Consider the following 26,858-nt stretch of genomic DNA (forward strand, 5'->3'; position numbering starts at 1 on the left):
GGGAGCGTGGGTGACAGCGGGGTGCACAACAAAAAACCGCGGCCCTGAGGGCCGCGGTTATGAGGGTTTGGAGGTTTCTTAAGGCTTACTGAGCCAGAGCGACCTGCGGGGACGCCGAGGCGGCTGCCTTGAGCTGATCGATCGTCATGTTCTCGGGCGTGAGGCCGCGGAGCAGGGAATCGATCGCGGTCTGGCTCTCGACCGGGGGCAGGGCGAGGAGCTCGATGCCCTCGACGACCTGCTGGACGCCTAGCAGGTACTCGTAGGCCTGCGGGTTGTTGGCCTGGAGGTAGCTGCGGTAGGCCATGGGGTCGAAGGACCCGCCGCTGTCGGCCATGTAGGCGTTGAAGGACGACTGGAGGGTTGATCGGACGAACGGCTTGAGGTCCATCATGACGGCCTCACCGGTGGTCGGATCGAACATGGGCTGCCCGAGATCGTCGGTGGCCGGGCGGCTGATGAGGCTCTGGTAGTCGCTGAGCACCGACTCGACCAGGCTTGGGTTGAGGCGACCGATGGCGACCTCACGGGCGGCCTGACCCAGCGGTGCGGCGGTACGGGGCAGGTCGTCGTACAGACGCTGACCGACCAACCAGCTTACGACCTCTTCGAAGCTGTGGTCGCGTGCAAAGATGCTGATCTCAGCAAGCTGGTCCATAGCTGCCTGGCTGACGGGGAGGTCCTCGATGAGGACGGCGTTCTCGATCCGTGGCGAGGCGGCGGCGATGGCCGTTGCGACGTTGGCCGAGGACCCGCTGGAGGCACCGTCAATCACGAAGCCAGGAGCAAAGGTCAGGATGACCTCTGAGGGCTGACCGATCACGATGGGAGCCAGGGTTGCATTAAATGTGATCGTCGCGGCTTCGAGGACGGATGAGAGTTTGTATTCCTCGCCGGTTCCGGTCTCGTTGAGGGCCGCACCGGTCAGGATGATGCTCCTACCGACGACGATGTCAGCACCTGAGTCGTTGGCGACGGTTCCGTCAGCAAACCGAGTGGTGCCAGAAGGACGACGCAGGAGGTTGATGTTGCCCACAGCAGCGATGGTGACATCGGTTGCGGCCGTGAGGTCGGTTACGGTCACATCATTAGCGTTGATGACCAGTGAGCCGCCGTTACCAGCTCTGTTGACGACCGTGAAGCGATCAACAATCGGTGATCCTGGAGCCAGTTGGGTCATGGCGAAATCACCGGTACCATCGGCATCGAAGGTCAGAGTGCCATCGTTGAGCGTCGTGCTCTGACTGATCCAGAAGGCGGTAGCGATATCTGTTGAACCCGGGAGAGTCCCGCCAACGGTGTTGATGGTGATATCGCCATTGGTGCCGGCGTCGGTAGCAATCATCAGGTCGTTGGAGAAGATCCTGGCCAGCTCAGAGCCGGCTCCGCCGGTCAGGGTGAGGTTGCCGTCGCTTCCGGGAGCGGGTTCATCGGCGGCATCGGTGATGAGGATGTCCTGACCACCAGTCGCGGTGATGTTGACCGTCGCGGGGCTGGCACCAGCATTGACACCGATCTGACCGTCCAGGTCGATGTCGCCAGCGAAGATGTCGATATCGAAGGTCGGTGCGTTGACGGTCACGCCGCCGGGCACGCTGAGAAGCCCGGTGCCGTCGTCGTCTTCGTCAGCATCAAGCGTGGTTGCGCCGCCCGCAGTCAGGTTGCTGTTGATGTTGATGCCGTTGTCGGCCTGGAGTGTGAGGACACCGGACCCAATAATGCCTCCAGTCGGTGCGAGGAGCGTCAGGCTTCCGCCCGCGTCGATCGTGACCCCACCGGCGATGGTGATGGCGTCGTCGCCAGCGTCATTTGCCGCGTTGGCATCGCCATTGAGTGTGATGTTACCCATGGTGGTGGTGAGATCGACATTGACGTCGATGCCCTGGTCTGCACGGGCATTGAGGTCGTTGGTGATGGTCGAGGCAGTTCCGCCAAACACGATGTCACCAGAGGTCAGTGGGCTGAAGGCGCCGTTGATGTTGGCTGTGTTCCCTGCTGTGACACCATCAATGGTGATCGTCCCAGTGGTGCTGAAGGTCACAATCCCGGCGGTGATCTGACCAAGTTCGGTGTCGGAGATGTCCATCAGGGCGGTCGCGGCTGCGGGCCCGATGTTGATGCCATCGCCCTCGGTTTCCGTGAACTGAACCGGCCCGAAGCTGCCGGCACCGTTGTCGGTATCGATGAGGCCATTGATGGCGACATCCTCGCCGTTGATCGAGATGATCTGGCCCTCGGTGCTCAGCGTAGCGGGTGCATCAATGATGACGCCACCTGCTCCGGTGCTGGCACTGTCTGAGAAGAGTGTGATACCGAGGTTAAAGACATCGGTGCTCAGGTCGCCAGCGACGGTGATGTCCGTCAGGGCACTGAGGACAATGCTGCCGGTGGTCACCGAGATGCCACCGGAAGCGGTCGTGATGCTGCCCGTATCCGAGGTCAGGAACAGGAAGCCGCCATCACTTCCATCGTTGATGTTCATGCTGTCCTGCTCGACGATGGTGACGACGCCTGCACCGGTATCAGGTGCCACGAACGTCAGGCTGCCAAAGTTGTGCAGTTCATCGGTCTCACCGAGCGTGATCGAGGTCCCGCCAAGGGTGTTGGTGTCGAACGTGGCGGAGCCAGTGACATTCAGCGTCGTGCCGACACCTGTTTCGTCGGTGATGGCACCTGCCGAAGTCAAGATCAGGGAGTTGGCTGAGCTAGCGGCACGGAGTTCGGTCGAGCTGTCTTCGGTGATGACGACCGCGCCGCCCGAGACAAATGTCAGACTGTCGAAGTTCACGGTGTCACCGCCGTTGTCACCGAGTGTGATGTTGGTTCCGCTGAAAATGGCTGGACCCGTCGTCGTCAAGGAGACGCCCGATGCATCGGTGATGTCGCCCGTGGAGAACAGGTTGAGCGTTCCAGAGGTGTTGGTACCGGCGACTTCCGTGGCGCTGTCCTCGCGGATCGTGACGGTGCTGTTTGCGTTGAAGGTCACCTGTCCGAAGTTGACCGTATCGCCGGCAGCACTGCCCACGTTGATCTGAGTATTACCACCCAAGGAGGTGAGCATGGCGAGGTTGGTGACAGTGATGGATGAGCCGGCGCTGTTCGAGATCCCGGCATCCGACACAAGGTTGGCGGACAACGCGGTGTTGGTCCCGTCGATCGTCATGTCGTTGTCCTGAGCGATCGCGACGGCACCGGTGGAGTTGAAGGTCGTGGTGCCGAAGCTGAGGGTGTCGCCAGCGTTGTCACCGAGAGTGATGCCAGCCCCACCAGCGTCGGCGAAGTCGGCCAGGTTGGTGACGGTGATGGAGACTCCTGAGGCATCGGTGATCGCGCCGCCGGAGTCGAGGTTAAGCGAGTTGGCCGTGTTGCTGCCGGTGATGTTGGTGGCGTCGTTCTCGACGATCGCCACGGCGCCGCCGGAGTTGAAGGTCAGTCCACCGAAGGTGTGACTGGCCGCGTTATCAAGGGTGATGGAGGTGCCGGAGAAGGTGGCGTTGTTGGTCACGGCGAGGGTTGAGCCCCCGTCGTCCGCCACGGCTCCGAGTGATGCCACCGTCAGGCTGTCGGCCGTGTTCGCGCCAGCGAAGTTGGTGTCATCAGTTTCAATCACGACGACCGAGCCTGCTGAGTTGAACGTCAGGCTTCCGAAAGTTGTCAGGACGTTGTTCGAGAGGCTGATGCTGGTTCCGGCAAAGTCGGCGTTGTTGGTCACAACCAGTGTGGAGCCGGCCACATCGGTGATCGCGCCTCCGGAGTTCAGGTCGAGGCTGAGGGCGGTGTTGGTTCCGGCCAGATCGGTGGCATCTGCTTCTGTGATGGCGACCGCACCGGCCGAGTTGAAGGTGAGGCTGCCAAAGGCATTGGTGCCGTCCAGAGTGATGCTGGTGCCGTCAAAAGTGGCCAGTCCTACCACCGTGATGTCAGCACCACCAGCATCGGTCAGGGCTCCGCCGGAAGTCAGGTTAAGTGACGTGGCGCTGTTCGAGCCAGCGATATCAGTGGCGTCATTCTCAACGATCGTGACCGCGCCGCCGTTGAACGTCAGCTGGCCGAAGGCGTGACTGGCCGCGTTGTCGAGCGTAATTCCGCCCCCTGAGATATCGGTGAATGTGGCCAGGCTTGTGACGGCCAGTGTCGAGCCAGCGCCATCGAGCATAGCACCGTTGGTGACCGTGATCGTGAGGTTATCCGCGGTGTTTGCACCCTCGAAGCCAAAACCATTAGCCTCGATCAGCACGACATCACCGGTTGAGTTCACCGTCAACTCACTGACGTCCACCGTCCCGTCGAGGGTGATGCCCGCGCCGCCGGTGTCAGCAAAATCAGCCAGCTGCGTCACAGTCAGTGAGGCACCGCCTGCATCGGTGATGGCCCCGCCAGAGTTCAGGTCGAGGCTGAGGGCCGTGTTGGTTCCTGCGAGGTCGGTCGCATCAGACTCGGTGATGGCGACGGCCCCAGCTGCGTTAAACGTCAACTGGCCGAAGGCGTTGGTGCCATCGAGGGTGATGGTGTTGTCGATCGTAAAATCAGCCAGCCCGGTCACCGTGAGATCGGCGCCGCCGGCGTCAGTCAGAGAACCATTGACACTGATGAGGTTCAGCGTATTCGCGGTATTCGACCCGGCGAGATCGATGGAATCATTCTGCGAGATCGAGACTGCGCCGGTGGAGTTGAATGTCAGAGAACCGAAAGAGTTGATTCCATCGAGCGTGATGCCGGCGCCGCCGGTGTCGGCGAAGTCAGCGAGGTTGGTCACAGTCGTCGTTGCGCCTGGCGCGTCGCTGATGGCCCCGCCAGAGTTCAGGTCCAGACTCAGTGCCGTGTTAGTGCCTGCGATGGTTGCGGCATCCGCCTCGGTGATGGCCACGGCACCCGCTGAGTTGAAGGTCAGCGTGCCAAAGGCGTAGGTGTCATCAAGGGTCAGAGCCGTTCCAGTGAACGACGCCAAGCCTGTAACCGTCAGGTCTGCGGTCCCATCGTCGGTGATGGTGCCTGCCGTTGAGGTGAGGCTTAAGCTTCCGGCGGTGTTTGTGCCGCTGATGACGATCGCTCCAGCCTGAGTGATGCTCACATCTCCAGCGGAGTTGTAAGTCACCGAGCCGAAGTTATTGGTGCCATCGAGCAAGATGCTGGTGCCCGTGAAGTCTGCAAGGCCTACGACGGTCATGTCAGCACCGGGAGCGTCCGTCAAGGCACCGCCCGATACGATTGTCAGCGCGTTTGCCGTGTTGGAGCCCGCGATATCCGTCGCATCGGTCTCATTAATCACCACGGCACCGGTGGAGTTGAAGGTCACCTGTCCGAAGGCGTTGGTGCCATCAAGGGTGATACCAGCGCCGCCGGCATCGGCGAAGTCAGCTAGGTTGGTGACAGTGAGGGTGGCGCCGGTGCCGGTGAGGGCCCCGCCAGAGTTGAGGTCTAGGCTACCAGCGGTGCTGGTGCCAGCAAGGTCGGTGGCATCAGTCTCGGTGATCACCACGGCACCGGTTGAGTTGAAGGTCAGGGTGCCGAAATCGCTGGCACCACTAATCGTGATGCCTGCGCCGCCGGTGTCGGCAAAGTCGGCGAGATTAGTCACCGAGAGTGTCGCGCCAATGACGCTGACGGCTCCGCCTGAGTTCAGGTCGAGGCTGAGGGCGGTGTTCGCACTTTCCAGGCTCGTCGCATCGGTCTCATTGACCACCACCGCACCGGTGGAGTTGAAGGTGAGGGTCCCGAAGGCGTTGGTGCCGTCAAGGGTGATGCCGGCGCCACCGGTATCGGCAAAATCGGCAAGGTTGGTGACGGTGAGGGTCGCGCCGGTTCCGGTGAGGGCCCCGCCGGAGTTGAGGTCAAGGTTCAGTGCTGTGCTGGTGCCGGCGAGGTTGGTGGCATCAGTCTCGCTGATCACCACGGCGCCGGCTGAGTTGAAGGTCAGGGTGCCAAAGGCGTTGGTGTCATTTAGCGTGATGGTTGTGCCCGCGAAATCAGCCAAGCCGACCACTGTAATGTCGGAACCACCGGCATCCGTCAGTGCGCCGCTGGAGTTCACGTCCAGTGAGTTCGCCGTATTGGAACCGGCAATAGCCGTGGCGTCGGATTCGTTGACGACGACGGCACCGGTGGAGTTGAAGGTGAGTGTTCCGAAGGCATTGGTGCCATCGAGGGTGATGCCGGCCCCGCCGGTATCGGCGAAGTCAGCGAGGTTGGTGACGGTGAGGGTGGCTCCAGTGCCGGTGACGGCTCCACCGGAGTTGAGGTCAAGGCTACCCGCGGTGCTGGTCCCGGCGAGGTCGGTGGCGTCGGATTCGTTGACGACGACGGCACCGGTGGAGTTGAAGGTGAGCGTTCCGAAGGCGTTGGTGCCATCGAGTGTGATGCCAGCCCCGCCGGTGTCGGCGAAGTCAGCGAGGTTGGTGACGGTGAGGGTGGCACCGGTGCCGGTGACGGCCCCGCCGGAGTTGAGGTCAAGGCTACCCGCGGTGCTGGTCCCGGCGAGGTCGGTGGCGTTTGATTCGGTGACAGCCACGGCGCCGGTGGAGTTGAAGGTTAGCGTTCCGAAGGCGTTGGTGCCGTCGAGTGTGATGCCAGCTCCGCCGGTATCGGCGAAGTCAGCGAGGTTGGTGACGGTGAGGGTGGCACCGGTGCCCGTGACGGCTCCGCCGGAGTTGAGGTCAAGGCTCAGAGCGGTGCTGGTACCGGCCAAGTCAGTGGCGTTGTTCTCATCGATCGTCACCGCACCCGCAGAGTTGAATGTCAGGGTGCCAAAAGTATGGCTGGTCGCGTTGTTCAGCGTGATGATTGTGCCATCGAAGTCGGCAAGACCAGTCACCACGAGAGTCGCGCCAGCGTTATCGACGATCGTGGCTGTGGAGTTGAGATCAAGGCTGCCCGCGGTGCTGGCTCCGGCTAGGTTGATCGCGGCGTTCTCGGTGATGGCGACCACGCCGGCCGAAGTGAAGGTCAGCGTCCCGAATGTGCTGGTCGCGGTGTCAAGGGTGATCCCGCTTCCGTCGCTGTCGGTGAGGGTCAAGTCGCCCAGTGTCAAAACGCCACCCGCGCCATCGCTGATCCCGCCGGTACCAGCGATCACGTTAGTTGCGCCGCCCGTGATCGAGCCCAGGTCAACGGCACCGGAGTGATTGATGGTCACCAAGCCAGCGCCAGCGTTGATGGTGGCCGTGCTGGTGAAGGTCGTGCCGTCGGAAGTGAAGTCACCGCCGTTGGTCGTGATGTTGGCGTTGACTGCGACGGCCCCGCCAGCGTTGAAATCAACATTGAGTTGATCGCCGGACGCGGTGATCACGTTGCTGATGGTGATGCCGCCAGCAGCATTGATGATGAAGGTGGCTTCACCGCCAGCGAGGTTAGGAATGAGGTCGGCAGAGAGTGTGACATCACCGTTTTCACCGCCACCACCAGTGGTCGTTTCGATGGTGACCGAGGTGCCAGCATTTAGCAGGCCGACGATGTCGGCGACATCGACATTGGATCCGGTTGCGCTGGGATCCCAAGTTCCGAGTGTGAATGCACCGTTGGCGCTAGCGCCTGCAGAGATAGTTACGTCGAACGGGTCGAGAAGGAGAGTTGCCGCCACGATGTTACTGAGGTCAACTTCGAGGTAGCCGCCGGAGACTTCAGCAAAGCCGCCTGGTGCCAGGATGCTGCCGTAGAAGCCCGTGGCCAAGTCGCCCCAGACGGTCACAGTTCCGCCTTCACCGACAGTAAGACTTGAGGTGTCGCTGACGAAAGTCGTCTGTGCGGTGGCGAGCTCGCCGCCACCCTTGTATTCGCCACCGATGTTGATTTCGTTGCTAGCCGAGATGTCGGCATCAGCGACGACAAGTTCTTTGGCAGTAACCTGAGCCTTGTCGGTGGCGGAGATGGTTCCGCTGACTTGAGCGCGGCCTTCTTCGGCGGCGATCTTGACGGTCTTGGCTTTGATCGAGCCGGCCTGGTGCAGAGCGAGGCCGTACATGTCACTGGAGCCGAGGATGACGGCACCTTCGTCGCCAGCGTCGAGCACCCCGTTGTTGACCAGGGAGGTCTGACCGTCATCGGTGGAGGTTCCTGCGGGGAACTTGACCATGATGTGGCCGTTGCGCGGCTGGAGGATGACCTCATCGCCAGCGGCCATGATGAGCAGGCCGTTGGTCGAGAGGATCGAGCCGTGATTGGCGACCCGCTGACCGATCAGAGCGGCGGTGCCACTGGTGTGGATCGTGCCGTGGTTGATCACTTCGCCAGTGAGATTGCTGAAGTGGTTGACGTTATTAAGGAAGTTGCTGTCAGTGATGTTGCCGGCGGCGGCGTAGATCCCGCCGACGTTCACCAGACCATTGGGGCCGACGTAGACACCCGCCGGGTTGGCGATGTAGACGAAGCCGTTGGAGGTCAGCGTCCCGTTGATGTGCGTAGGCTGGATCGCCTGCACACGGTTGAGGACTCGTGAAGTGTTCGTCGGCTGAGCAAAGTGCAGGCTCTCATTGACGTTCACGCCAAGGGTTCGGTGATTGATGATGGCGTTATCGATTGTCGTCGTGATAACACGGCTCGCGCCGCCGGTATCGGTCATGCCCGGGTCGTTTGAACCAGTGGTCTGGCCAAATGCCGTAGCGCCCATGCCGGAGACCGCAGCGAGGGGCAGCACCGCCAGCAGGCGACGGTAAGGAAACGAGAGGACGCGGGGTCGATCAGAGGTCTTCTCGGACATCATGTTCAATCATCCTTCACTTAGCGTGAGCACAGCGGGGTCGGCCCACACCGGTCACAGGCAACGACTTCCGGTCGCTGCTCAGGTTCTGGTTCATCCACACCACGGAACGACGGGGCTCACTGTCGAGAGCCAGCAAGACGCGAGCGGGGAATCCGCTTGCAGTTGCCGGTGACTCGATTTGTAGCGCGTCCAGTCTCATGTCTTTTGGTAGCACCTAAGCGGCATACACCGCATCAATGTTTAGTCAGATCAATAAAGTACGGTCAGACTGAAGTGGAGTTCGGTGTCGCCCGGCTCGACTTCGTTAGCCAATCCTTGCTGCGCGTCGTTGATGGCAAAGCCCAGATCGACATCGATGCTCAGGTTCTTCTTGAAGAGGAACCCAACACCAACGCCAGCACTGAGAAGATCATCGTCCTGCTCGCCGGTCGTCTTGTCGTTGAGGCGGACCATGCCGTAGTCAACAAATGACTTCAAGACCAAGTCCCAATCAGGCTGAGCGTAGACTTCCTGAGGAGCCACACGGAACGGCTCACCGAACAACTCCATGTCGGGTGTTCGGTCGACAGGGAACATTCTGGGAATATGGAACCGATATTCAGCAGACACGAAGAGCGTGTTATCACCCGCGGTCAGGGCCTCCGGATAGCCACGAACCGTGTACAACCCGCCGAGGATCCCCTCGAACTGAGGCACCAGTCGTGATTCAGTGAACTGACCGGTTGCTCTGAGCAGGACTTCGTGGGCTAGCGTTGAGGTCCTTGGTGTGCTTGGGTCTTCCCACGAGTTCGGGAAGAGCAGGGGCTCTAGGTAGAACGAATACGAGGCATTCGCCCGCAGGAGCACCCAGTCTTCATCAGGTTTGACACGTCCGAGGTCCTGAAGTTCGGCGAAGTCCTCGTTCACCAAGTTCGGGTTCCACATCACTCGAACATCGCCCACCAGACGATTGGTGTCGGTGATCATCTCGGTCCCAAGACCGATGTACGGAATGATGAACTGTGTGCGTCCCTGTTGCCTGGTCACATTGTTACGAACCATAATGTGCCGGTAATCAATACCTGCTAGGGCGTCCAGGAAGAAGTTCTGCTGCTGGTAGAAGTTCCAGGCCAAGCGACCGTCGGCACCGTACGTCTCGCCCTCGAAGTCTTCATTGGCTTGGCCAATTTCAGATGCGTCAAACTGCGTGAAGTAGGCATGAGCGCGTCCGCGAAGCCGAGGCGAGAACAGCGGAGCTTCATACGTTGCCAGGTAGGCCTCGGAGTCAGGGTCGCCAAACGAACTAACGATGGCATCAAGACTCAGGATGTCATCATTGCTCGTGAGCTGATTGTGAACGAAGCCGAATCGGTGCCGCAACTCCTCGGTCGTTTCGGTCCCGGTATTGGTCACTTGGTAGTAGAGCACCCACGGCTTGTTCTCGTTGACTAGATAATCGAGCTGAACCGCTCCTGGCTCATCGAGTGCCGAGACAGCGACATCGACCCGGCGTCCGGGGTGACGGTTGAGCTGGAACAGGTAACGGTCAAGTTTTTCCTTCGTGAGCAAAGCCTGGGGGTTGGCAACCTCTGCATCCATCTCGGTCGGCTGAATGGGCGAGTCTGCCGGGATCCCCGTATGCATGGGGTTGTCAATGCGGTCAGAGGTCGGGACTCGTTCGCCCGAGGCAACCGTCCTGGTCGCAGTCACTTCAGCTGACAGGATGAGGATCCCAACGGGCTGATCCATCGCCGAGCGAAGGTCTTCGCCCTGGATGGTGATGTCGTTGGGATCGGGAATGGTACGGATGCCGATGTAACCCGCATCGTTCACCACGGCACGAACCTCATCGAGGATCGCATCGACTGCGGTGAAGTGGTAAGCCCGAGTGCCGTCGTAGTCGCCAACGGCCAAAGCATCGCCCAGATTCAGTTGGGAGATACTGACCATCTCGACGGTTCCGCCGTAGTCCAACGCCAGAGCCGGAGAAGTCCAGCGTCCCTCGACGAACCCGAGTGGAAACTTCTTGGCTTCGATCGACTCGATCGAAGGAAGACCCGGGTTGGGCCGTGCGTAGGAAATGGTGAACTGCAGAATGGTGTAAACCGGTCCACGCAGCGTGGCTCGCCGTGTGACCGGTTGTTCATTCTCAGTCGTAGTGCTCGATGTCTCACCGCCCGGCGGGGTGTCTGGGATGGTGCCGCGTGGGCCCACCACAGGTGCCGGGGTGTTCTGGCCAAGGGCCACACCGCCGGTCAGCATCGCACACACCGCCACGGCCATGGCCAGCCGTGATCGTTGCGACGTGCCAGACGTTCCGGAGACAGACCTGGACAATACGCGTTCTCGTTCCGTTTTCATTCAGCAATACCCCATGGAGGTTGCCCGGAAAGGTAGCAGAAGAGATTCAAGATGGAGAAGACTCGATCTAGTCACCACGTTCTACTGTCACCCTTCACCGTTCATTCTGGACCTGATACCCACAACATCTTGGGGCTACCGATACTTGAGACCCCAAGTACAACCAGCAAGGTAAAGCTGGCGATCAAGGCTGTCAAGAGAAGATGAGAGATTTCAGGTGTTTGGAGAAACTTTTATGACTGAACTTTGGCCGGGCTCATCGGCTTTTCCAAACATTGCGAAGAGATCGGCTCGCTGCTTCGATGCTGTAGCGCTCGACCGCCCGTTCCCGCGCAGAGCATCCCATCGCCTGCCAGCGGGGCCGCTCTTGCAATGCCTTTTCAAGAGCGGTCTGAACTGAAGTCGCAGTCACCCCTTTAAATAGCCAGCCTGTCTGACCATCCACCACTGTCTCGGCAGGGCCACCTAGTGCGTGAGCCAACACCGGTAAGCCCATTGCCATCGCCTCGATAACCGACAGCCCGAAAGGCTCGGGGTCAAGCCTCGCATTCACCGCCAGATCCATCGCTCCGAAGTAGGGTCGAGGATCAGTCACCCGGTCCACGAGCAGTATTTTGTCTCGATACCCACCAGCGACCGCCGTCGAACTTATTTCGGCGGCGATCTCACCATCCAGCGGCCCACCAACCAGCAGCAGCCTCAACTCAGGAAAGCGGCTGGCCAGCAGTCCGACAGCCTGTGCCACCTCTCGTTGACCCTTTGCATCGAATAGGCGAGCAACCACGCCCACGACCACATCATCTTTGCCAAAGCCCATCGACCGGCGTAGCTCGAAACGTTCCGATCGTGGGCTGAAACGATCTGTGTCCGTGGGGGGGTACACCACTGCTGGCTCGTACCCGGGTCGCGCAAGGGTGGACGCCGTGTACTGGCTGTTAGCGATCGGGCGGATTCCCCATCGACGCGTTGCCATCCTGAACATCTTGGCATTCAGATCCATCGGAAGCGTTCGCCCAACAATGTTGGGCATCTCCCAAAATGATGCCAGCCCGCGGCGATGAAAAACAGCACCCATCATAAACGTGAAATGTGGCCAAGCGAGATGTACCACATCCGGTCTGAGGCGATCCAACGCTACCTCCAACTCACGGGCCAACCCACGCTTGTAGACCGACATCGCTGCCAGACCCCGGATCTTGGCAAACAGCCCCCCGACATAGTTCGGCGCTTCGGCTAAACCAAGACATATCGATTCAATCGCAGAGCGATGCAGTTCATCAGAAAATGTCCCTTCGCTCAACGAGATCACACAGGGCTCAACCCCCACTCGCCGGGCGGCCTCCATCATCCCCAGCGTGGCGGTCCGTATACCGTAAAGTTCATCGCCGCTGACGACCCACGCTGCACGGCTCACTGGGAAATCTTTGGTTTCTGAGGTGGAAGTGTTCACTGGTTAAGCGATTCGCTGGTGACGCAACTATTCTCTTTCAAGCACGTTCGCTTGTACGCTCCGACAAAACTGGGACCAAGGCTGCTGGTCCGGGGCAGGCAAGTTCAATGCTGCCAAGGAAGACCATAGCAGTTCTCTTGCAAGTCTTCGGTCTACCCCGTCTCGGCCAGTTGAAGACATGGCAACAGACCCGCAGGCAACCTGTCGAATCTTTGTTGACGCCAGATCAGCTAAGCTACGCCAGTCTGACGCAGCTGTGCGCTTGCCCCGACCACCATGATCAGGGCCTAACTCACAGAGCAGGCGTCGATAGGCTCCATTGCTAAGGCTAAATACAGATGACTGGCTCAGTTGATCCTCAACATGTGAAGCCCGTTGAAGCCATGGGTGCACGCATGCGCGGCGGGGCGGCGACGCTCCTGGCCGGTAAGCTCTTCTCCGGAGCCCTGGGCACCCTTGTGCGGATCATCGTTCTGGCGAACCTTCTCGGGCCCACGGAACTCGGACTGTACGGCGCCGCCATGCTGGCGATCGGCTTCCTCGAAGTTTTCACTCAGTCGGGTCTGCGCCAAGCCATCATCCAGACCGAAGACACCAGCCCGATCACGCTGAGTACGGCGTGGACCATTCAAGCAGTCCGCGGGATGCTGTTAGGCCTTATCCTCTGGGCAGCATCACCGGCACTCGCCGCGATGGTCAATCGCCCAGACGCCTCATTGCCCATCGCGGTACTCGCTTTGGCCCCGATGCTGATGGGTTTTTCCAGTATTGGCGTCAACTTTCTCGAAAGAAAGCTTCAGTACGGGCGTTATGTTCTGCTCACGACAGGCATGTCCATCGTTGAACTGGTTGTCGCGATCACCTACGCGATGTACAGCCCCACTGTCTGGGCGCTGGTCATCGGGCGCATCGCCGCGTGTACTTTTTATCTCATTTTCTCATTCGTCATCAGCCAGACCCATGCACGACCGGGCTTCTCTTTTTCTAAAGCGAAAGAACTTCTCAGTTACGGCATGTGGATCCTCGTTTCCGGATTGATCGCCTATGCCCTCATCAAGGGCGGGGATTACGTCGTCCTGCACTACCTGGGCCCCGAAGACTACGGCATCTGGTATCTGGCCTACGCCTTGGCGACACTCCCGATCATGCAGGTTGTTCACACGGTGGGTGTCGTGACATTCTCTGGTTTCAGCCGGCTAAAAACTGATGTCACCAGACTTCGAACGGCGTTTCTTAAATCTTTTCTTGTCATCGCGACAATCAGCTTTTTTATCTCAATGCTGATTATTGCAATTGCGCAACCTTTCGAGGAGCTTTGTCTCTCAGATGATTATGCCGGAGCTGGTGATCTAATCGAGATCCTCGCTATCTGGGGTCTATCACGCGCACTTGGGGCCGCGAACACCTCTCTTTTTCAAGCTGTTGGGCGCCCTGCTCTCGCCTCGGTCTTCCAGTTTGTCATGCTTGTTCTCGCGGCTATTACTGTTATTCCAGCAGCCACCGCGTTTGGAGCGATAGGAGTTGCCTGGACGTTGGCGTTTGTGGGACTCGCTGTGCAGCCGATGCGTTACCCTCTAACTTGCCGCGATCTGAAGATGCCATCTTCCAACATCTATCTCCGTGTAGGCGCTCCACTGACCGCCGCAATAGCGGGTGTTTCAGCTGCCAAAATACTCACGTTCTTTACGCCCAACCTACATCCCGCAATCCATATTATTCTCACACCTAGCGCAGCTGCCATATCCTTCCTAGTCGTCATGAGTTTGTGGCTAAGGCATACTGGACTGGAGCTTGCCACAGTATTGTCCGAAATTCTTCCAAGGCCACTCAAAAGATGGAGTCCACGACGTGCTGGGTCTAGTTAGAAGATTTGTGCCCCGAAACTTCAAGCTTGCGGCACTCGGCACTGTCGTCCGCTCGCCCTTTCTGACACGCCTTTTCTATCTCTTCTTCAGTGAGTTTTCTCGTGAGTACGCTGCCGTACTCTACGGTCGCCTAGCCCACATCCGCGAAGCAGGCGCAGCCTCTGACGATGGCGCCAAATACACGCTTCGCCGGAACACCCATCGGCTCGAAAAAGGTCTGATCATGCGGCCACGCAGGGATGTGTTTGCCGCAGGCTACATAGGTGAGACCGTCAACATCTACTGCTCTTTGGCCGACGACAATGACGAATCTTCTGCCATGGCCTCGTTGCTTGGTTGGGCTGGTGATGTTCTGCATCGCTACTTCGAGGCGGTTCCAGAGAACGTCAACGAAAAAGTAGACCGCCTCCGAAGGAAATTCCTGGAAACAACACAACGCCACAAACGACCCGTTGGAGAACGCGCCCCCTTCGTCCGGGACCGAGCGCCTCTCAGGATCAATATCGATGACATGCTCGAGCTCGCTAAACGCCGGCGCTCGGTTCGCTGGTATGAGCAAAAACCGGTTCCTCGCGAGATTATCGATCAGGCCATGCTCGTCGGCGGCTACGCGCCTTCAGCCTGCAATAGGCAGCCCTTCGAGTTCCTGGTCTTCGACAAGCCAGAAGATGCTGCGCGCATCGGCTCGATCGCCATGGGCACCGTCGGTTTTGCCCAGAACTTTCCCTGCTTGATCGTCATCGTCGGGCAACTCAGGGCGTTTCCGTTTGAACGCGATCGACATGTCCCTTACATCGATGCCTCCCTCGCAGCTATGGGTTTCCAGTTTGCTCTTGAAGTCCAGGGTGTCAGTTCTTGCTGCATCAACTGGCCTGACATCGAGTGTCGTGAAAAAGCCATGGCTGATGCCCTCGGCCTAGAGCCTGACCAGCGGGTCATCATGCTCATGTCCGTCGGCTACCCCGATCCCGAAGGACGTGTCCCCTTCTCACAGAAAAAAACAGTCGATGAACTGCGGAGCTATCAAACCCCATGATGATCGAGATCCACGGCGCCGCCTTCTCCAACAAAGGTGCCCAACTCATGATCCGCACGGTCATCGACCGTGTCCAGCAGTCGCTTCCCGAGGCTCGCTTCTGTCTCGAAACCGCTAGTGATGCTCAGTATCCGCAGCTTGCTGAGTACGGCCTGCACATGCTCTATCCGCAGGCCTCTTACGACCGTTCGCGGCGGATGCCCTACTACCTTCCTCTGAGTTCACTTGCTGGGCGAATCATTCCTTCGTCATTTGTCCGCCCCTTTGGACTCGTGCGAAGACAGGACACGGACGCCATGATCGATATCTCAGGTTACGCTTTTGGCGACAAGTTCGGAGTCACTAAAGCACGGCTCTTCAACCAGCGTGCTGCGCAATATCGCAGCAGAGGTAAACCCGTCATTCTATTGCCCCAGATGCTTGGACCCTTTGAAAGTCAGGGTTTTCAACCGATCATGGCGCGCATGGTTAGTCAGTCCTCACTTTTGTTTGCTCGCGACCGCATCTCTCTAGACGCCTGCAGAGCCCTGCTCCGCGAGCAAGCCTCACCAATCAAACTAGCACCAGACATCACCATCTTTCGCTCTCCAGGGACTCGCCAGGTCGCCATGCCAGAAGACCCGATGCGAACCGTTGCCCTAGTCCCGAACATCCGCATGCTCGACAAGGGTGATCCTCGCTGGAAAGCCGAGTACGTTCCTCGCCTGACCGCCGCCGGGAAACAGATCCTCGATCGCGGGCTCAATCTCCATATCGTGATCCATGAAACCCGAGGCTCCGACGCTAAGCTCGGCCACCAGCTCAGTGACGCCATCGATCCGATCCGCGTCCCTGTCATCCAATACCAAGACCCGCTCGACCTCAAGGCGTACCTCGGTCACTGCCGCTTCATCATCGCCTCTCGATTCCACGCCGTCGTCGGCGCTCTCTCCTCTGGCGTGCCCGCCCTCGTCATCGGCTGGGCCCACAAGTACGAGATGCTTCTTGAAGATTTCGGCACCCCCGACACCATCCACAACGCCTCGGACCCCGCTGATCACCTGCTCAATCACATCGACCGACTTCTGGATGACTCCCACCGACAGCACGAGCACGAGACCCTGACCCGCCACAAGGCTGATATGAAGCCCGCCAACGACCACATGTGGCAGCAGGTGTTCAACACCCTCGAATGACATGAGCCCGTCGAGCCGTCATAACAGGGCGGTTGGGTAAACCAGACAACCAGGCCAAGCGGGGCAAAATGGAGCCGAAGGGGATCGAACCCTCAACCTCTGCATTGCGAACGCAGCGCTCTCCCAATTGAGCTACGGCCCCTGCGTGTCCCAGAAGATACCCATTCTCAGGCTCGCTTCCAAACTGACGCCCTATTTTCATCGCTCAACCCCAGTTTCTCTTGAATTCTGCCCGTAATGACTTATAAAAGATTAGGGGCACGCGCCCTCGCACCCGGCACTTTCGCCGGGTCTTCTGATTTCACGATGTCCTCAAACGGGAGAAGAGTCTCATGATCACCCATGCTTTCCGTACCGGCGTAGCCATCGCCGCGCTCGGCCTTACCGCCAGTCAGGCGTCCGCTTACCTTCAGGTGTTCCCACAGGCCGATGCCGAACTCGAAGGCGCTCGCTTCTACGACGGTGCTTTCTCCGATGGCACCAACGTCTACTCCGTCTTCCGATCCTCAGCCCCTGGCGACGCCAACGGCTACATCACCAAGTTCGACGGCTCGACCCACTCGTCCGTGATGACGGGCGGCCAATGGAACGCTCTTGGCGCTGGCGACCTTGCAGCCTCTGACGGCGCTCGTGTCATCGGCGGCGAACTCCGCTTTGGCAACTTCTTCACCAACGAGTTTTACGCCGTCGATCTCGGCTCTGGCGCACCTTCAGTCGTGACAACAAACGCAGACCTCAATCTACTTGTTGCCGATAATGCAGCCATCACCGCTGTCCACACGGTCACCGATACTGGCACCATCATCGCTTACGAGTCTCGCACCGACCAGATCGTCGATGAAACCCCTTCGATCATTCTCTCAAGCGCATCGCTGACCTCAGCTACCGGCAACGACACCGTGTCCGGTATGGCTGCAAATGGATCAGACATCATCTGGGGCAGTAATAGTTCTGACGAGCTCTACAGCTACGACGGTGCCGCCGTCTCGACACTCATGACTGAAGCCGAATACACCGCTTTCACCGGCGAGGTTAACCCCGGCTTCAACGACATGACCGTTGGTGCTGACGGCCTGCTGTACTTTTACGACACACGGACCGATTCGATCCTCTCACTCGATCCTGATGCCGCTGTCCCCGCTTCGACCCTCGCCGTCGTCATCTCCGAGGCTGAACTCCTCGCCGGACCCGGGCAGTCCGATCTCATCGGCAACCTCACCTGGTACAACGGCGGCATCGCATGGACCGTCACCAGCACCTCCAGCGGCCGCGTCCCCGGCTTCTACTCCATCCCCGAGCCCGCTTCGGCCGCCCTCATGGGCCTTGCTGCCCTCGCGGCCTTCCGCCGTCGCTAAAGTTTTTGGCTGAGATTCGACAACCTAAACCGCTTCCAACGAGGCCCGTGGACTTCCACGGGCCTCGTTGTCTTGACCCCCGCACCCCCGACGGGTTAAATGAACAGTTGACCTGACACGATCCCCTCCCTCAACGCCGGAGATCCCATGGCCAAGCGCAACGACTGCTGGGGCATCGAGATCGGTTCCTACGCCATCAAGGCCATGCACCTCGTTCGCACGGGCGGCGACATCCGACTCAACGACTACGTCATCCTCCCCTACAAGCACGTCCTCTCGACCCCAGACATCGACATCGACGAGCAGATCCGACTCCAGCTCGACGCCTTCCTAACCAAGCACGATGTCTCCAAGTCCGTGGTCGTCGCCTCCGTCCCCGGCAACATGGCCTTCGCACGCTTCGCCAAACTCCCGCCCGTCGAGCCCAAGCAGGTCAAGAAGATCGTCGAGTTCGAGGCCAAGCAACAGATCCCCTTCCCCATCGATCAGGTCGAGTGGGATCACCAGGTCTTCAAGAACGAGGACTCCCCCGATATCGAAGTCGGCATCTTCGCGATCACCAAAGAGCGCGTGATGAACTTCTTGGCCAACTTCCGCGCCGTCTCCGTCCGTGTCGATGAGATCAACCTCGCCCCCGTCTCTGTCTACAACGCCTTCTCCTACGACAATCAGGACAACTCGGCTGGCGGAACCATTTACCTAGACATCGGCACCACCTCCACCGATGTCATCATCGTCGAAGGCGATGCCATCTGGCTCCGTACCTTGCCCATAGGCGGCAATAACTTCACCGATGCCCTCGTCCGCTCCTTCAAGCTCAGTTACCCCAAAGCCGAGAAGCTCAAGCTCGAAGCCTCGACTTCGAAATACGCCCGGCAGATCTTCCAGGCCATGCGACCCGTTTTCGCTGACATGGTCCAGGAACTCCAACGATCGCTTGGCTATTACCAGTCCATCCGCCGCGACGCCAACGTCACCCGCATCGTCGGTCTTGGCTCCACCTTCCGACTCCCCGGATTGACCAAGTTCCTCAAGCAGCAGATGCAGATCGAGGTCCAACGCCCCGACGGCTTCAAACGCATCACCGTCGACGGCAAACGTGAAGCCGACTTCGCCGAGGAAGCCCTCAACCTCTCCACCGTCTACGGCCTAGCACTCCAGGGCCTCGGCGAGGACAAGGTCCACGCCAACCTCATGCCCACCCCCATCCTCAGGCAGCGACTCTGGGCCGCGAAGCAGCCCTGGTTCCTCGGGGCCGCCGCCGCCATGGCCCTGGCCGCCGTCATCCCCGCATACAAGAACTTCGCCGACCAAGCCGAGATCAACGCCGTGGCTCGCGAACTTGCCCCCAGTGTCCAGGAAATCACCCGGCAAGCTGACCAGTACAAAAATGAGTTCCAGGACATCCAGTCAGGCGGCGAGCCCATCAAGCAAATTGACGGCCTGATGACCCTCACCGAGATGCGCGGCATCTGGCCCATGGTCCTCGCCGACCTGGCCAGTGCCGCCCAGGCGACCAATCCTCAGTCCGAACTCGTCGCAGGGACCGACTACGACAAGATCAAAGCCATCCCGCGTGCTGAGCGGCGACTGGTCATCATCGAAAGCTTCACCCAGACCTACATCGCCAAGCCCGAGTCTGAAGCCGAAGAGGGTGCCGGACAGCAGAACCCCGGCGGCATGTTTGGCAGCCCCGGCATGGGAGGGATGGGCGGCATGGGTGGCGGAATGGCCGGACCGGGAATGGGTGGCATGGGCGGGATGGGAGGCGGCATGGCTGGACCCGGCATGGGGGGAATGGGTGGCATGGGAGGGATGGGCGGCATGGGGGGCGGCATGGGTGGGATGGGGATGGGCAGCAGAGGCGACGCCGACATCTCGCAGACCTACTCCATCGACGACTTCTTCATTGAGGACAAAGGCCCTCGATTCCAGGTCGTACTCCAGGGACGAACGCCTCACGCCAACCCTGCTGATTTTCTGACCAACACCATCATCGAGCACCTCCGCGACAACGCGGATCGCCCTGACCGGCCCTACAAATTCGTCTTCCCGGAGAATGTTCTGGTCGCCATCGAACGCGTCGAAGTCCAGCCCGGCAACACACCCGGTGCCGCAGGCATGGGCGGCATGAGTGGTGCGGCAGGGGGCATGGGCGGTATGGCGGGAGGGATGGCCGGTCCAGGCATGGGAGGCATGGGTGGTATGGGTGGCGGCATGGGAGGGATGAGCGGCGGGCGATCGAGCAGCGTGAACACCGGCGATCTCCTGCCAACCCACCCACTCGAGGCCGAACCCGCCGCAACCGACACACGCTTTAGAATCGAGTTCTTCATCGAACTCAAGAAACCAGAACCCGTCCGTAACCCCACGACCTCACAGGCTGATCCTCTATGAATGCATTGATCAACTGGGTCCGCAGCAACCCCCTCACGCTGGTCGCAGGCATCGTCGCCATAGTCTCCCTTGGCGTGATGGTCTGGTTCATGCTCGGTTCCGCCGAACTTCGCGACGAACTCCGCTCCGAAGCTCGCGCTATCGACAAGCTCAGGAGCTACCGACCCGTTCAGGTCGAGCTGCCACCCTCCGCGCCCGGAGAAAAGGCCTACGAAGCAAGCAACGTGATGGTCAACGCCCAGGCCATCGAACGCGTCAAAGCCATCAACAACCAGATGGCCAGCCAGGCTCAATCCGTCATCGATGCCGCCATCCGCTTCAACCGCGACGGCATGCTCGAAGACCAGCCCGTGATGTTCGGACAGGCCCCAGCCAACCTGGCTCGGGGTCCAATCCTAAACGGCCTGTTCCCCGCCTTCGCCAACGACTCGGTCCCCTATCGCGCCCGCGACGTCTATCGAGCCTCCTTCCCCGCACTCCTCACCGCATGGACTCCCGACGGGCCCGCTTGGCGGCTTGACGCGGGAACACCGCCCAGCCAGGAAGAGATCGCCGGTCGCATCTCCGAGGTCGAGGCCGACCTCTTCCAGGAAGGCGATCGCTCGCAGGCCGATGAGCAGGCCATCCAGCACGAGATACGCTCCAAACGTGCCGCCCTCATCCAGCTCCTCCGCGAGCGGGCCCAGATGATTCACGTCTACGCCGAGACCAACCCCCAGTTCATGCCCTTTCAGATCGGAGCCTGGGTCATGGGCACCGGTCAGCCCCAGCCCCTCGAGCTCTGGGAAGCCCAGATGCAGCTCTGGATCCAGCAGGACATCGTCGCCGCGATCGCCTGGGCCAACCGCGTCTGGGAGGACGGCTCCGACGGCAGCGACTCCGGCCAATCGGTCATCATCGCCCCAATTAAACGCCTCCTCGGCATCAACGTGATCCCCGGTTACGTCGGGATTCACACCGTAGGCGGAATGGGTCAGGCCCAAGCTCTCGCCGGTGCAACCGGACCGCGAAACTCACGCTCGGCAGGGGGCTTCTCCACTGGCGGGGCCAGCTCCTCAGGCGGCTCAGCCACCTCCCCGCCCACCAACCGTAACTTCTACGCAAGTCCCACCGGCCGTGTCTCGAACTCCCTCTACGACGTACGCCACGCCACGCTGTCCCTCCACGTTGATGTCGCTCAGATCCCCAGAGTCTTCGAGGCCTTCTCTCGCATCAACTTCATGACCGTGATCGACTGTGCGATGTCCGATGTCGATGAGTACGGTCCCGATGGCCTCGCAGGCGGGTACTACTACGGCACCGCCGATGTCGTTCAACTCGATCTCGTCGTCGAAAGCGTCTTCCTAAGACAGTGGACCCTGCCACTCATGCCCGAGGAAGCCAAGGATTACATCGGCATCAGCCGCTAAGGCATCGCCCGCAACCAAGCAGTGACGCGGCGTGCCAGACGCCCGCCGGAAGGAATCGATCATGAAAGGCATCAGCCCCATCGAACAGCACCTTGAGAAGATCGTCCTGGCGATCGCCATCATCGTCCTGCTCGCAGCTTTCTACACCCAGTTCATCGCCCAGCCTCATAGCATCAACGAGGGCTCCCCAGCGGAAGTCAAAGAAAAAGTCCTCGATGAGATCGACAACCTCCGCCGTCGACTCGATGGACCCTCCAACGTCCCCGACTACGCCGTCTCCGGCTTCCGCGAGCACTTCGCCTCCGCCGTCGATGACGACGCCATCGGTCGGCTGAGAATCCCCGATCGTGTCGGCCAGCTCCCGCCGCCTCCTCCCACCGAAATCGAGGACGCACCCGCATACAACCTGCCCACGCCTCCCCTGGCGACCGACCTCCAGATCGCCCATGGCCACGCCCTCCTCGCCACCGACGCCGCTGGTGGGCAAGGCAACGTCACCAACGACCTCATCCAGCGCGTAGGCGGGCGGGCACCGTACGACTTCCAGTACGTCAGCGTCGCCGCCACCTTCCCCTTCGCCGAATGGATCCGCCGACTCGAAACCGGCCCGGTCCGCGATCGCGTGCCCCCACGATGGTGGGGCTCCCGCCGTCTCCTCGCCGGTGTCGTCCTCCAGCGTCAGGAACTCAACCCCGCGACCGGCCAGTGGTCCTCGCCTGTCATCATCGAACCCATCCCCGGACAACTCGGCTTCATCGAGAACGCCGAGCAGACCTGGCAGCCCGGCGAGGTCCAGCAAGCCCTCTTGGCCCTCTCCGACCAGCAGACCTTCGTCCAGCAACCACCCTTCGCGCCAACACGGGCTGGCGTCCCCTGGACGCCTCCAGGCGAAGGCCTCGCCAGCCTCGACCCCGCGACCCATCGCGAACTCCGCGACCTCTTTGAAGACCTTGCAACCACCCGTGATCGCCTCGATCGACTCATGGAGCGGGAGCAGCGCACTCAGAACCGACCCCAGCGAGAAACACCCACACGACGCCCCGCACGCCAGCCCACAGGCGGCGCAGCCGGCATGGGCGGAGGGATGGGCGCTGGCGGGATCGGCGGACCGGGTGCAGGAGCAACGCCCACCCCCAATCGACCTCAACCAGCTAGCCAACTCGAACGCCTCCAGCAGCAGGAAGATGAACTTATCCAAGAGATCATCGCCATCCTGCTCCCAGAACAGGCTCAGGACGACAACAACAACTTCCGCAACCAACCCGGGCCCGGCATGGGCGGCATGGGCATGGGTGGTATGGGGATGGGAGGCATGGGTGGCCCCGCAGGAGGCTTTGGTGGGCCCGTTGGCGGAGGCATCGGCGGACGCCCCGGTGTTAACCCCGGCCAACAAGCCTCCTCGGCCATCACCGAACCCACTATCCGCGTCTGGTCCCACGACATCACCGTCGAACCCGGTAAGACTTACCGCTACCGCGTCATCGTCAATGTCCTCAACCCACTCTTCCGTCGCAGCAGCATCGAAGCCCAGCAACGGGCCGAAAACTACCGCAAGGTCGCACTCGGACCCAGCCAGAACGAACTGGCTAACGCCCCCTGGTCTGAGCCCGTCAACACCGATCCCCAGACCTTCTTCTGGCTCGCCGACGGCTCGCTCCAGCAGCAGGAAGCCGAGATCGAAATCTGGACGCGCTTCGCCGGGCGCTGGGAACGCCTCGAAGAACGATTCCAACCCGGTGACACCATCTCAGGCCGCGCCACCATTCAGGGGCCCCTGGGCGTCCAGTCGCTCCGCATGGACACCGGCTCCACCATGATCGACTACGCCTCGCTCGGGACCGGTGCAGCCTCCGCAGCTCTTCTGTTCACCACCCCCGACAAGCCCGATCTCGTCACACGCTCCGTTGATGACGACCGCAGCAACATCAACTACGTCAGACTCCTCAACGAAGTCGATGCCATCGACTTCCTCCAGGAGTTTGGCGGTGGCGCGGGCAGATCTCGACCATCCGGTCCGGGCATGCCCCCACCGCCTGGCATGGGCGGGATGGGTGGCGGCATGGGCGGACCCGTCTTTTGAGCCCTCACATCGACCCCGTCAGCATCACCAAGAACACCCCGCCTCCGCAGGCGGGGTGTTTGACCATCAGGCTCAACATGCCCGAGTCACGCCCCGCGCACGCCCACCACGGCGACCGAGCACCACCCGTTCCCGATCCGATTCGTGATCGGAAGCCCGCGAACACTCGGCACACTCGCCGGTAGCCCCCGCTCGACACAACGCGCATGCCACACCCCGAGGTCATGCTCCGCCACCTCCTGCTCTTCGGTCAGCAGCACCAGACACAAGCCACCGTAGCGGATCGCTGGCTCGTTCCAGAGTTTCGTCAGGTCCTTGCTCACCGGTGCCAGCAGTTCCGCGCTATACCGTCGAAACGCCCCGCCCGTCTCGTGCTGCGCCACTAGCTTAACCTCCAGCCAATACGCATCTGAGACCTCAACCCCCGCCGAAGAATCAAACAGCGTTCCCGCGACCGCCTCATCTTTAAGCGGCAACCGGTCCTGAGTCAGTACGAGATCACACCGCTCGCCACGGCTGCGCTTTCGCTCCACCCACCGACTCGGATAACGCTGCTCCCGGTAGACCCCGTAGCCCCCAGCCTCCAGACACTCAGCTAGCAGCGGATGCAAACCCACCTCGTCCAGAGCATCAAACCCATACACCACCTGCTCCAGATCATCCGCCGCCGCGCGATGCCGAAGCCCCGTCTCTAATGCATCAGCGATCTCCGCTGTCGACCACAGCAACCAGCACCCTCTCCGCTACCAGCTCGATAACTCGCCCACGATCGGCTCAAGCACATCCTTGACCGTCACCAGCCCCAAAGGCCGCTCAGCCTCATCCACCACCACCGCCATAGGCAGACGACGGACCTGCATCACACTGATCGCCTGACGAATCGGCGTAGCCTTACTCATAAATACCGGCGTCTTCATCAATGCACCCACCCTGGGGCACGACACCCGCTCTCGGATCAGAACATCGCGGATATTCAGGACGCCCACCACCTTCCCAGTGCCATCCACCACAGGGAATCGCGACCGGCTCGTCCGGTCAGCCAGCGACCACACCGCCTCGGCATCGGCATCCTCAGGCACCGTGATCACTTGATCCCATGCCGTCATCTCGCCACCCACTCGTTTCTCACTCAACCCCAGCACACGCCCGATGATCGCTGTCTGCTCATCACTCAGGATCCCGTGCCCCAACCCCTCCTTCACCAGACTCTCCACACGACGACGGGGATGCGAAGGCGCAACAGGCCCCGCACTGATCAATCGACCAAAACCCACCGTCAGCGGGACCAGCCCGCAAACCGTATACAACCACCGAGACCCCCGCAGCACGCGTGCTAACGGGTACATCAGCCGATCCGCGTAAGCCGAAAATAAGTCCTTAGGCAGCGTCTCACCAAACACAAACAGAATCGGCGTCACGATCATCGTGTTCACCAGAACATTCGCCCACCCCGTGACCCCACGTGCCTCCAGCAGCAACCCCAGCGTCGCTACGCCGATGTTGTTCATGATGTTGTTGCCGACCAGCAGCGTGCTCAGCAGCCGTGTCATGTTGTCCAGTTCATGATGCAGCAATCGAGCCGACAGCACACCCCGGTGTTCGAGCACCTGCAACCGCACCCGATTCAGGCTGTAGACACCAGTCTCCAGGCCAGAGTACAACGCCGACCCGCCAAAGCCGATCAGCATCGCGATCACACAAAGAACCGCCTCAATAACACTCATTCCGCACCCCCCGTTGGCTTCTCCCCTTCAACGGCCACCCCGACCATTTCCAGCAGCAACGTCTCGATACGACGGCCCTGCATCGACTCGACCGTAAACCGCACATTCCCCACTTTGAGCTTGTCCCCTGGCTTGGGCAGCCGCCCCAGCATCGCCATCACCAACCCACCCAACGTGCTCGCCTCAAACGTCTGTTGCCCTTGCTCCAGCAAAACCTCACGCCCGAAAATATCCGGCCAGTCATGCACCGCCAGATCACCCCCGACACGCCAGCGACCCAGGCCAACCATCTGCACCAGCGGGCGACCGCTCGCCTCATACTCGCCCGCGATATCGCCCACCATGTGCTCCGCGACATCCTCTAGCGTGATCAGACCCGCTGTCCCGCCATACTCGTCCACCACGATCGCAAACGTCGTCCCCGACTTTCGCAGATCAACCAACAGCCGATCCACCGTCGCCACCGCAGGCACATACCGGACCTGCCGGATCAGCTTACGAACCCCAGCACGCGTCTTGGGCTGGGCCACCAACACCTGCCGTGAGTACAACAACCCGATCACGTGATCCAGATCACCATCCGTCACCGGAATATGCCGGAGCCCCGAGGTCTGGATCAGCTCCATCAGCTCCGACGCCTTGTCATGAATATCAAACGACCGGATATCCACCCGTGGGATCATCAGGTCATCCACCCGGAGCTGACTCAACTCCAGCACCTGCTGCAGCAGCCGCTCTTCTTCCGAATCAAGCACCCCGCGGTTCTCACTCAGACGCAGCAGCGTCTCCAACTCCTCCTGAGACAGATCATCCACACTCCCCGAAGGCGCCACCAGCCGCGCCAGAGGCGTGATCACGCCGTGCTGCGCCACCACACGCACGGGGGCCAGCAATCGGTGAACCGCCAGCAGCGGAAGTGACGCATACACCGACCAGGTCACGCGCGACTTCGACGCCACGAGTTTCGGAAGCACCTCGCCCAGCAGAACCAGCACCACCAGCGTAAGCAGTGCCTGTACCGATAACACCCAACCCGTACCCCACGACTGCTCGCGAATCTTCATCGCCGCCGCAGAACTTAGCGCGAAATACAGCACATTCACCGTCATGTTGCCCAGCAGAAGCGTGATCAGCAGCCCCCGTGTCTCCGATAGCAATGCCCCCACGGCGACACCCGAAGCACCACCTCTGCGCTCGATCATCAACCTCTGATGCTTCGACAGACTAAACAGCGCCGTCTCGGTGCCCGAGAAAAAGGCACTCGCCAACAGCAGCACCGGCTGCAACCCCAGCATCACCAGCAAGGTCAGGTCCATCGAACCGCCAGCTCTA

13 protein-coding genes and 1 tRNA gene are annotated in these 26,858 nt (G+C 60.6%); 7 read left to right on the forward strand and 7 right to left on the reverse strand.

Annotation, left to right across the window (positions count from 1 at the left end; genetic code table 11):
• Positions 1 to 85: 85 nt before the first annotated feature.
• From RIG82_10645 to RIG82_10655, 3 genes are all read right to left on the reverse strand, one after another.
• The gene (locus tag RIG82_10645) at positions 86 to 8,695 is read right to left on the reverse strand and encodes a filamentous hemagglutinin N-terminal domain-containing protein (protein MEQ9461396.1); all 8,610 of its coding nucleotides are present in this window, start codon (positions 8,693 to 8,695) and stop codon (positions 86 to 88) included.
• 249 nt (positions 8,696 to 8,944) lie between these two features.
• Positions 8,945 to 10,957 (reverse strand): ShlB/FhaC/HecB family hemolysin secretion/activation protein, encoded by a 2,013-nt coding sequence (locus RIG82_10650; protein ID MEQ9461397.1) that lies wholly within the window; start codon positions 10,955 to 10,957, stop codon positions 8,945 to 8,947.
• Positions 10,958 to 11,291: 334 nt separating this feature from the next.
• Positions 11,292 to 12,344 (reverse strand): glycosyltransferase family 4 protein, encoded by a 1,053-nt coding sequence (locus RIG82_10655; GenBank protein MEQ9461398.1) that lies wholly within the window; start codon positions 12,342 to 12,344, stop codon positions 11,292 to 11,294.
• Between the two features lie 506 nt (positions 12,345 to 12,850).
• Between RIG82_10655 and RIG82_10660 the strand changes: the two genes are divergently transcribed.
• Genes RIG82_10660 through RIG82_10670 form a run of 3 tightly spaced genes read left to right on the forward strand, consistent with a single transcriptional unit; the run spans position 12,851 to position 16,561 of the window.
• Positions 12,851 to 14,350 (forward strand): oligosaccharide flippase family protein, encoded by a 1,500-nt coding sequence (locus RIG82_10660; GenBank protein ID MEQ9461399.1) that lies wholly within the window; start codon positions 12,851 to 12,853, stop codon positions 14,348 to 14,350.
• Positions 14,277 to 15,386: a nitroreductase family protein gene (locus RIG82_10665; GenBank protein ID MEQ9461400.1), complete on the forward strand. Its 1,110-nt coding sequence runs from the start codon at positions 14,277 to 14,279 to the stop codon at positions 15,384 to 15,386. The genes RIG82_10660 and RIG82_10665 overlap by 74 nt, the downstream gene beginning before the upstream one ends.
• The gene (locus tag RIG82_10670) at positions 15,383 to 16,561 is read left to right on the forward strand and encodes a polysaccharide pyruvyl transferase family protein (GenBank protein ID MEQ9461401.1); all 1,179 of its coding nucleotides are present in this window, start codon (positions 15,383 to 15,385) and stop codon (positions 16,559 to 16,561) included. Before RIG82_10665 ends, RIG82_10670 begins: the two co-directional genes overlap by 4 nt.
• A 69-nt stretch (positions 16,562 to 16,630) precedes the next feature.
• On the opposite strand, the gene RIG82_10675 is transcribed toward RIG82_10670, so the two are convergent.
• Positions 16,631 to 16,703, reverse strand: a tRNA-Ala gene (locus RIG82_10675).
• Positions 16,704 to 16,893: 190 nt separating this feature from the next.
• On the opposite strand from RIG82_10675, the gene RIG82_10680 reads away from it, so the two are divergent.
• The 4 genes from RIG82_10680 to RIG82_10695 all read left to right on the forward strand — a co-directional run bounded on the left by RIG82_10680 (position 16,894) and on the right by RIG82_10695 (position 23,802).
• Positions 16,894 to 17,916, forward strand: a complete 1,023-nt coding sequence (locus RIG82_10680) for a PEP-CTERM sorting domain-containing protein (protein ID MEQ9461402.1) — start codon at positions 16,894 to 16,896, stop codon at positions 17,914 to 17,916.
• 147 nt (positions 17,917 to 18,063) lie between these two features.
• Positions 18,064 to 20,313, forward strand: a complete 2,250-nt coding sequence (gene pilM / locus RIG82_10685; GenBank protein ID MEQ9461403.1) for a type IV pilus assembly protein PilM — start codon at positions 18,064 to 18,066, stop codon at positions 20,311 to 20,313.
• Positions 20,310 to 21,722 carry a hypothetical protein gene (locus RIG82_10690; GenBank protein ID MEQ9461404.1) on the forward strand — a complete coding sequence of 471 codons (1,413 nt, stop codon included), beginning with the start codon at positions 20,310 to 20,312 and terminating at the stop codon, positions 21,720 to 21,722. Before pilM ends, RIG82_10690 begins: the two co-directional genes overlap by 4 nt.
• Positions 21,723 to 21,783: 61 nt before the next feature.
• The gene (locus RIG82_10695) at positions 21,784 to 23,802 is read left to right on the forward strand and encodes a hypothetical protein (GenBank protein ID MEQ9461405.1); all 2,019 of its coding nucleotides are present in this window, start codon (positions 21,784 to 21,786) and stop codon (positions 23,800 to 23,802) included.
• A gap of 86 nt (positions 23,803 to 23,888) precedes the next feature.
• Here the strand turns inward: RIG82_10695 and RIG82_10700 are convergent, their stop codons facing one another.
• The 3 genes from RIG82_10700 to RIG82_10710 are packed head-to-tail and all read right to left on the reverse strand — an operon-like array spanning position 23,889 to position 26,842.
• Positions 23,889 to 24,530 carry a hypothetical protein gene (locus RIG82_10700; protein MEQ9461406.1) on the reverse strand — a complete coding sequence of 214 codons (642 nt, stop codon included), beginning with the start codon at positions 24,528 to 24,530 and terminating at the stop codon, positions 23,889 to 23,891.
• 15 nt (positions 24,531 to 24,545) lie between these two features.
• Entirely contained in the window at positions 24,546 to 25,526 is a 981-nt protein-coding gene (locus RIG82_10705; GenBank protein MEQ9461407.1) for a CNNM domain-containing protein, read from the reverse strand.
• Entirely contained in the window at positions 25,523 to 26,842 is a 1,320-nt protein-coding gene (locus tag RIG82_10710) for a hemolysin family protein (protein MEQ9461408.1), read from the reverse strand. Before RIG82_10710 ends, RIG82_10705 begins: the two co-directional genes overlap by 4 nt.
• Positions 26,843 to 26,858: the final 16 nt, after the last annotated feature.

It is taken from the genome of Phycisphaeraceae bacterium, from assembly GCA_040222855.1.
GTDB lineage: Bacteria > Planctomycetota > Phycisphaerae > Phycisphaerales > Phycisphaeraceae > Mucisphaera.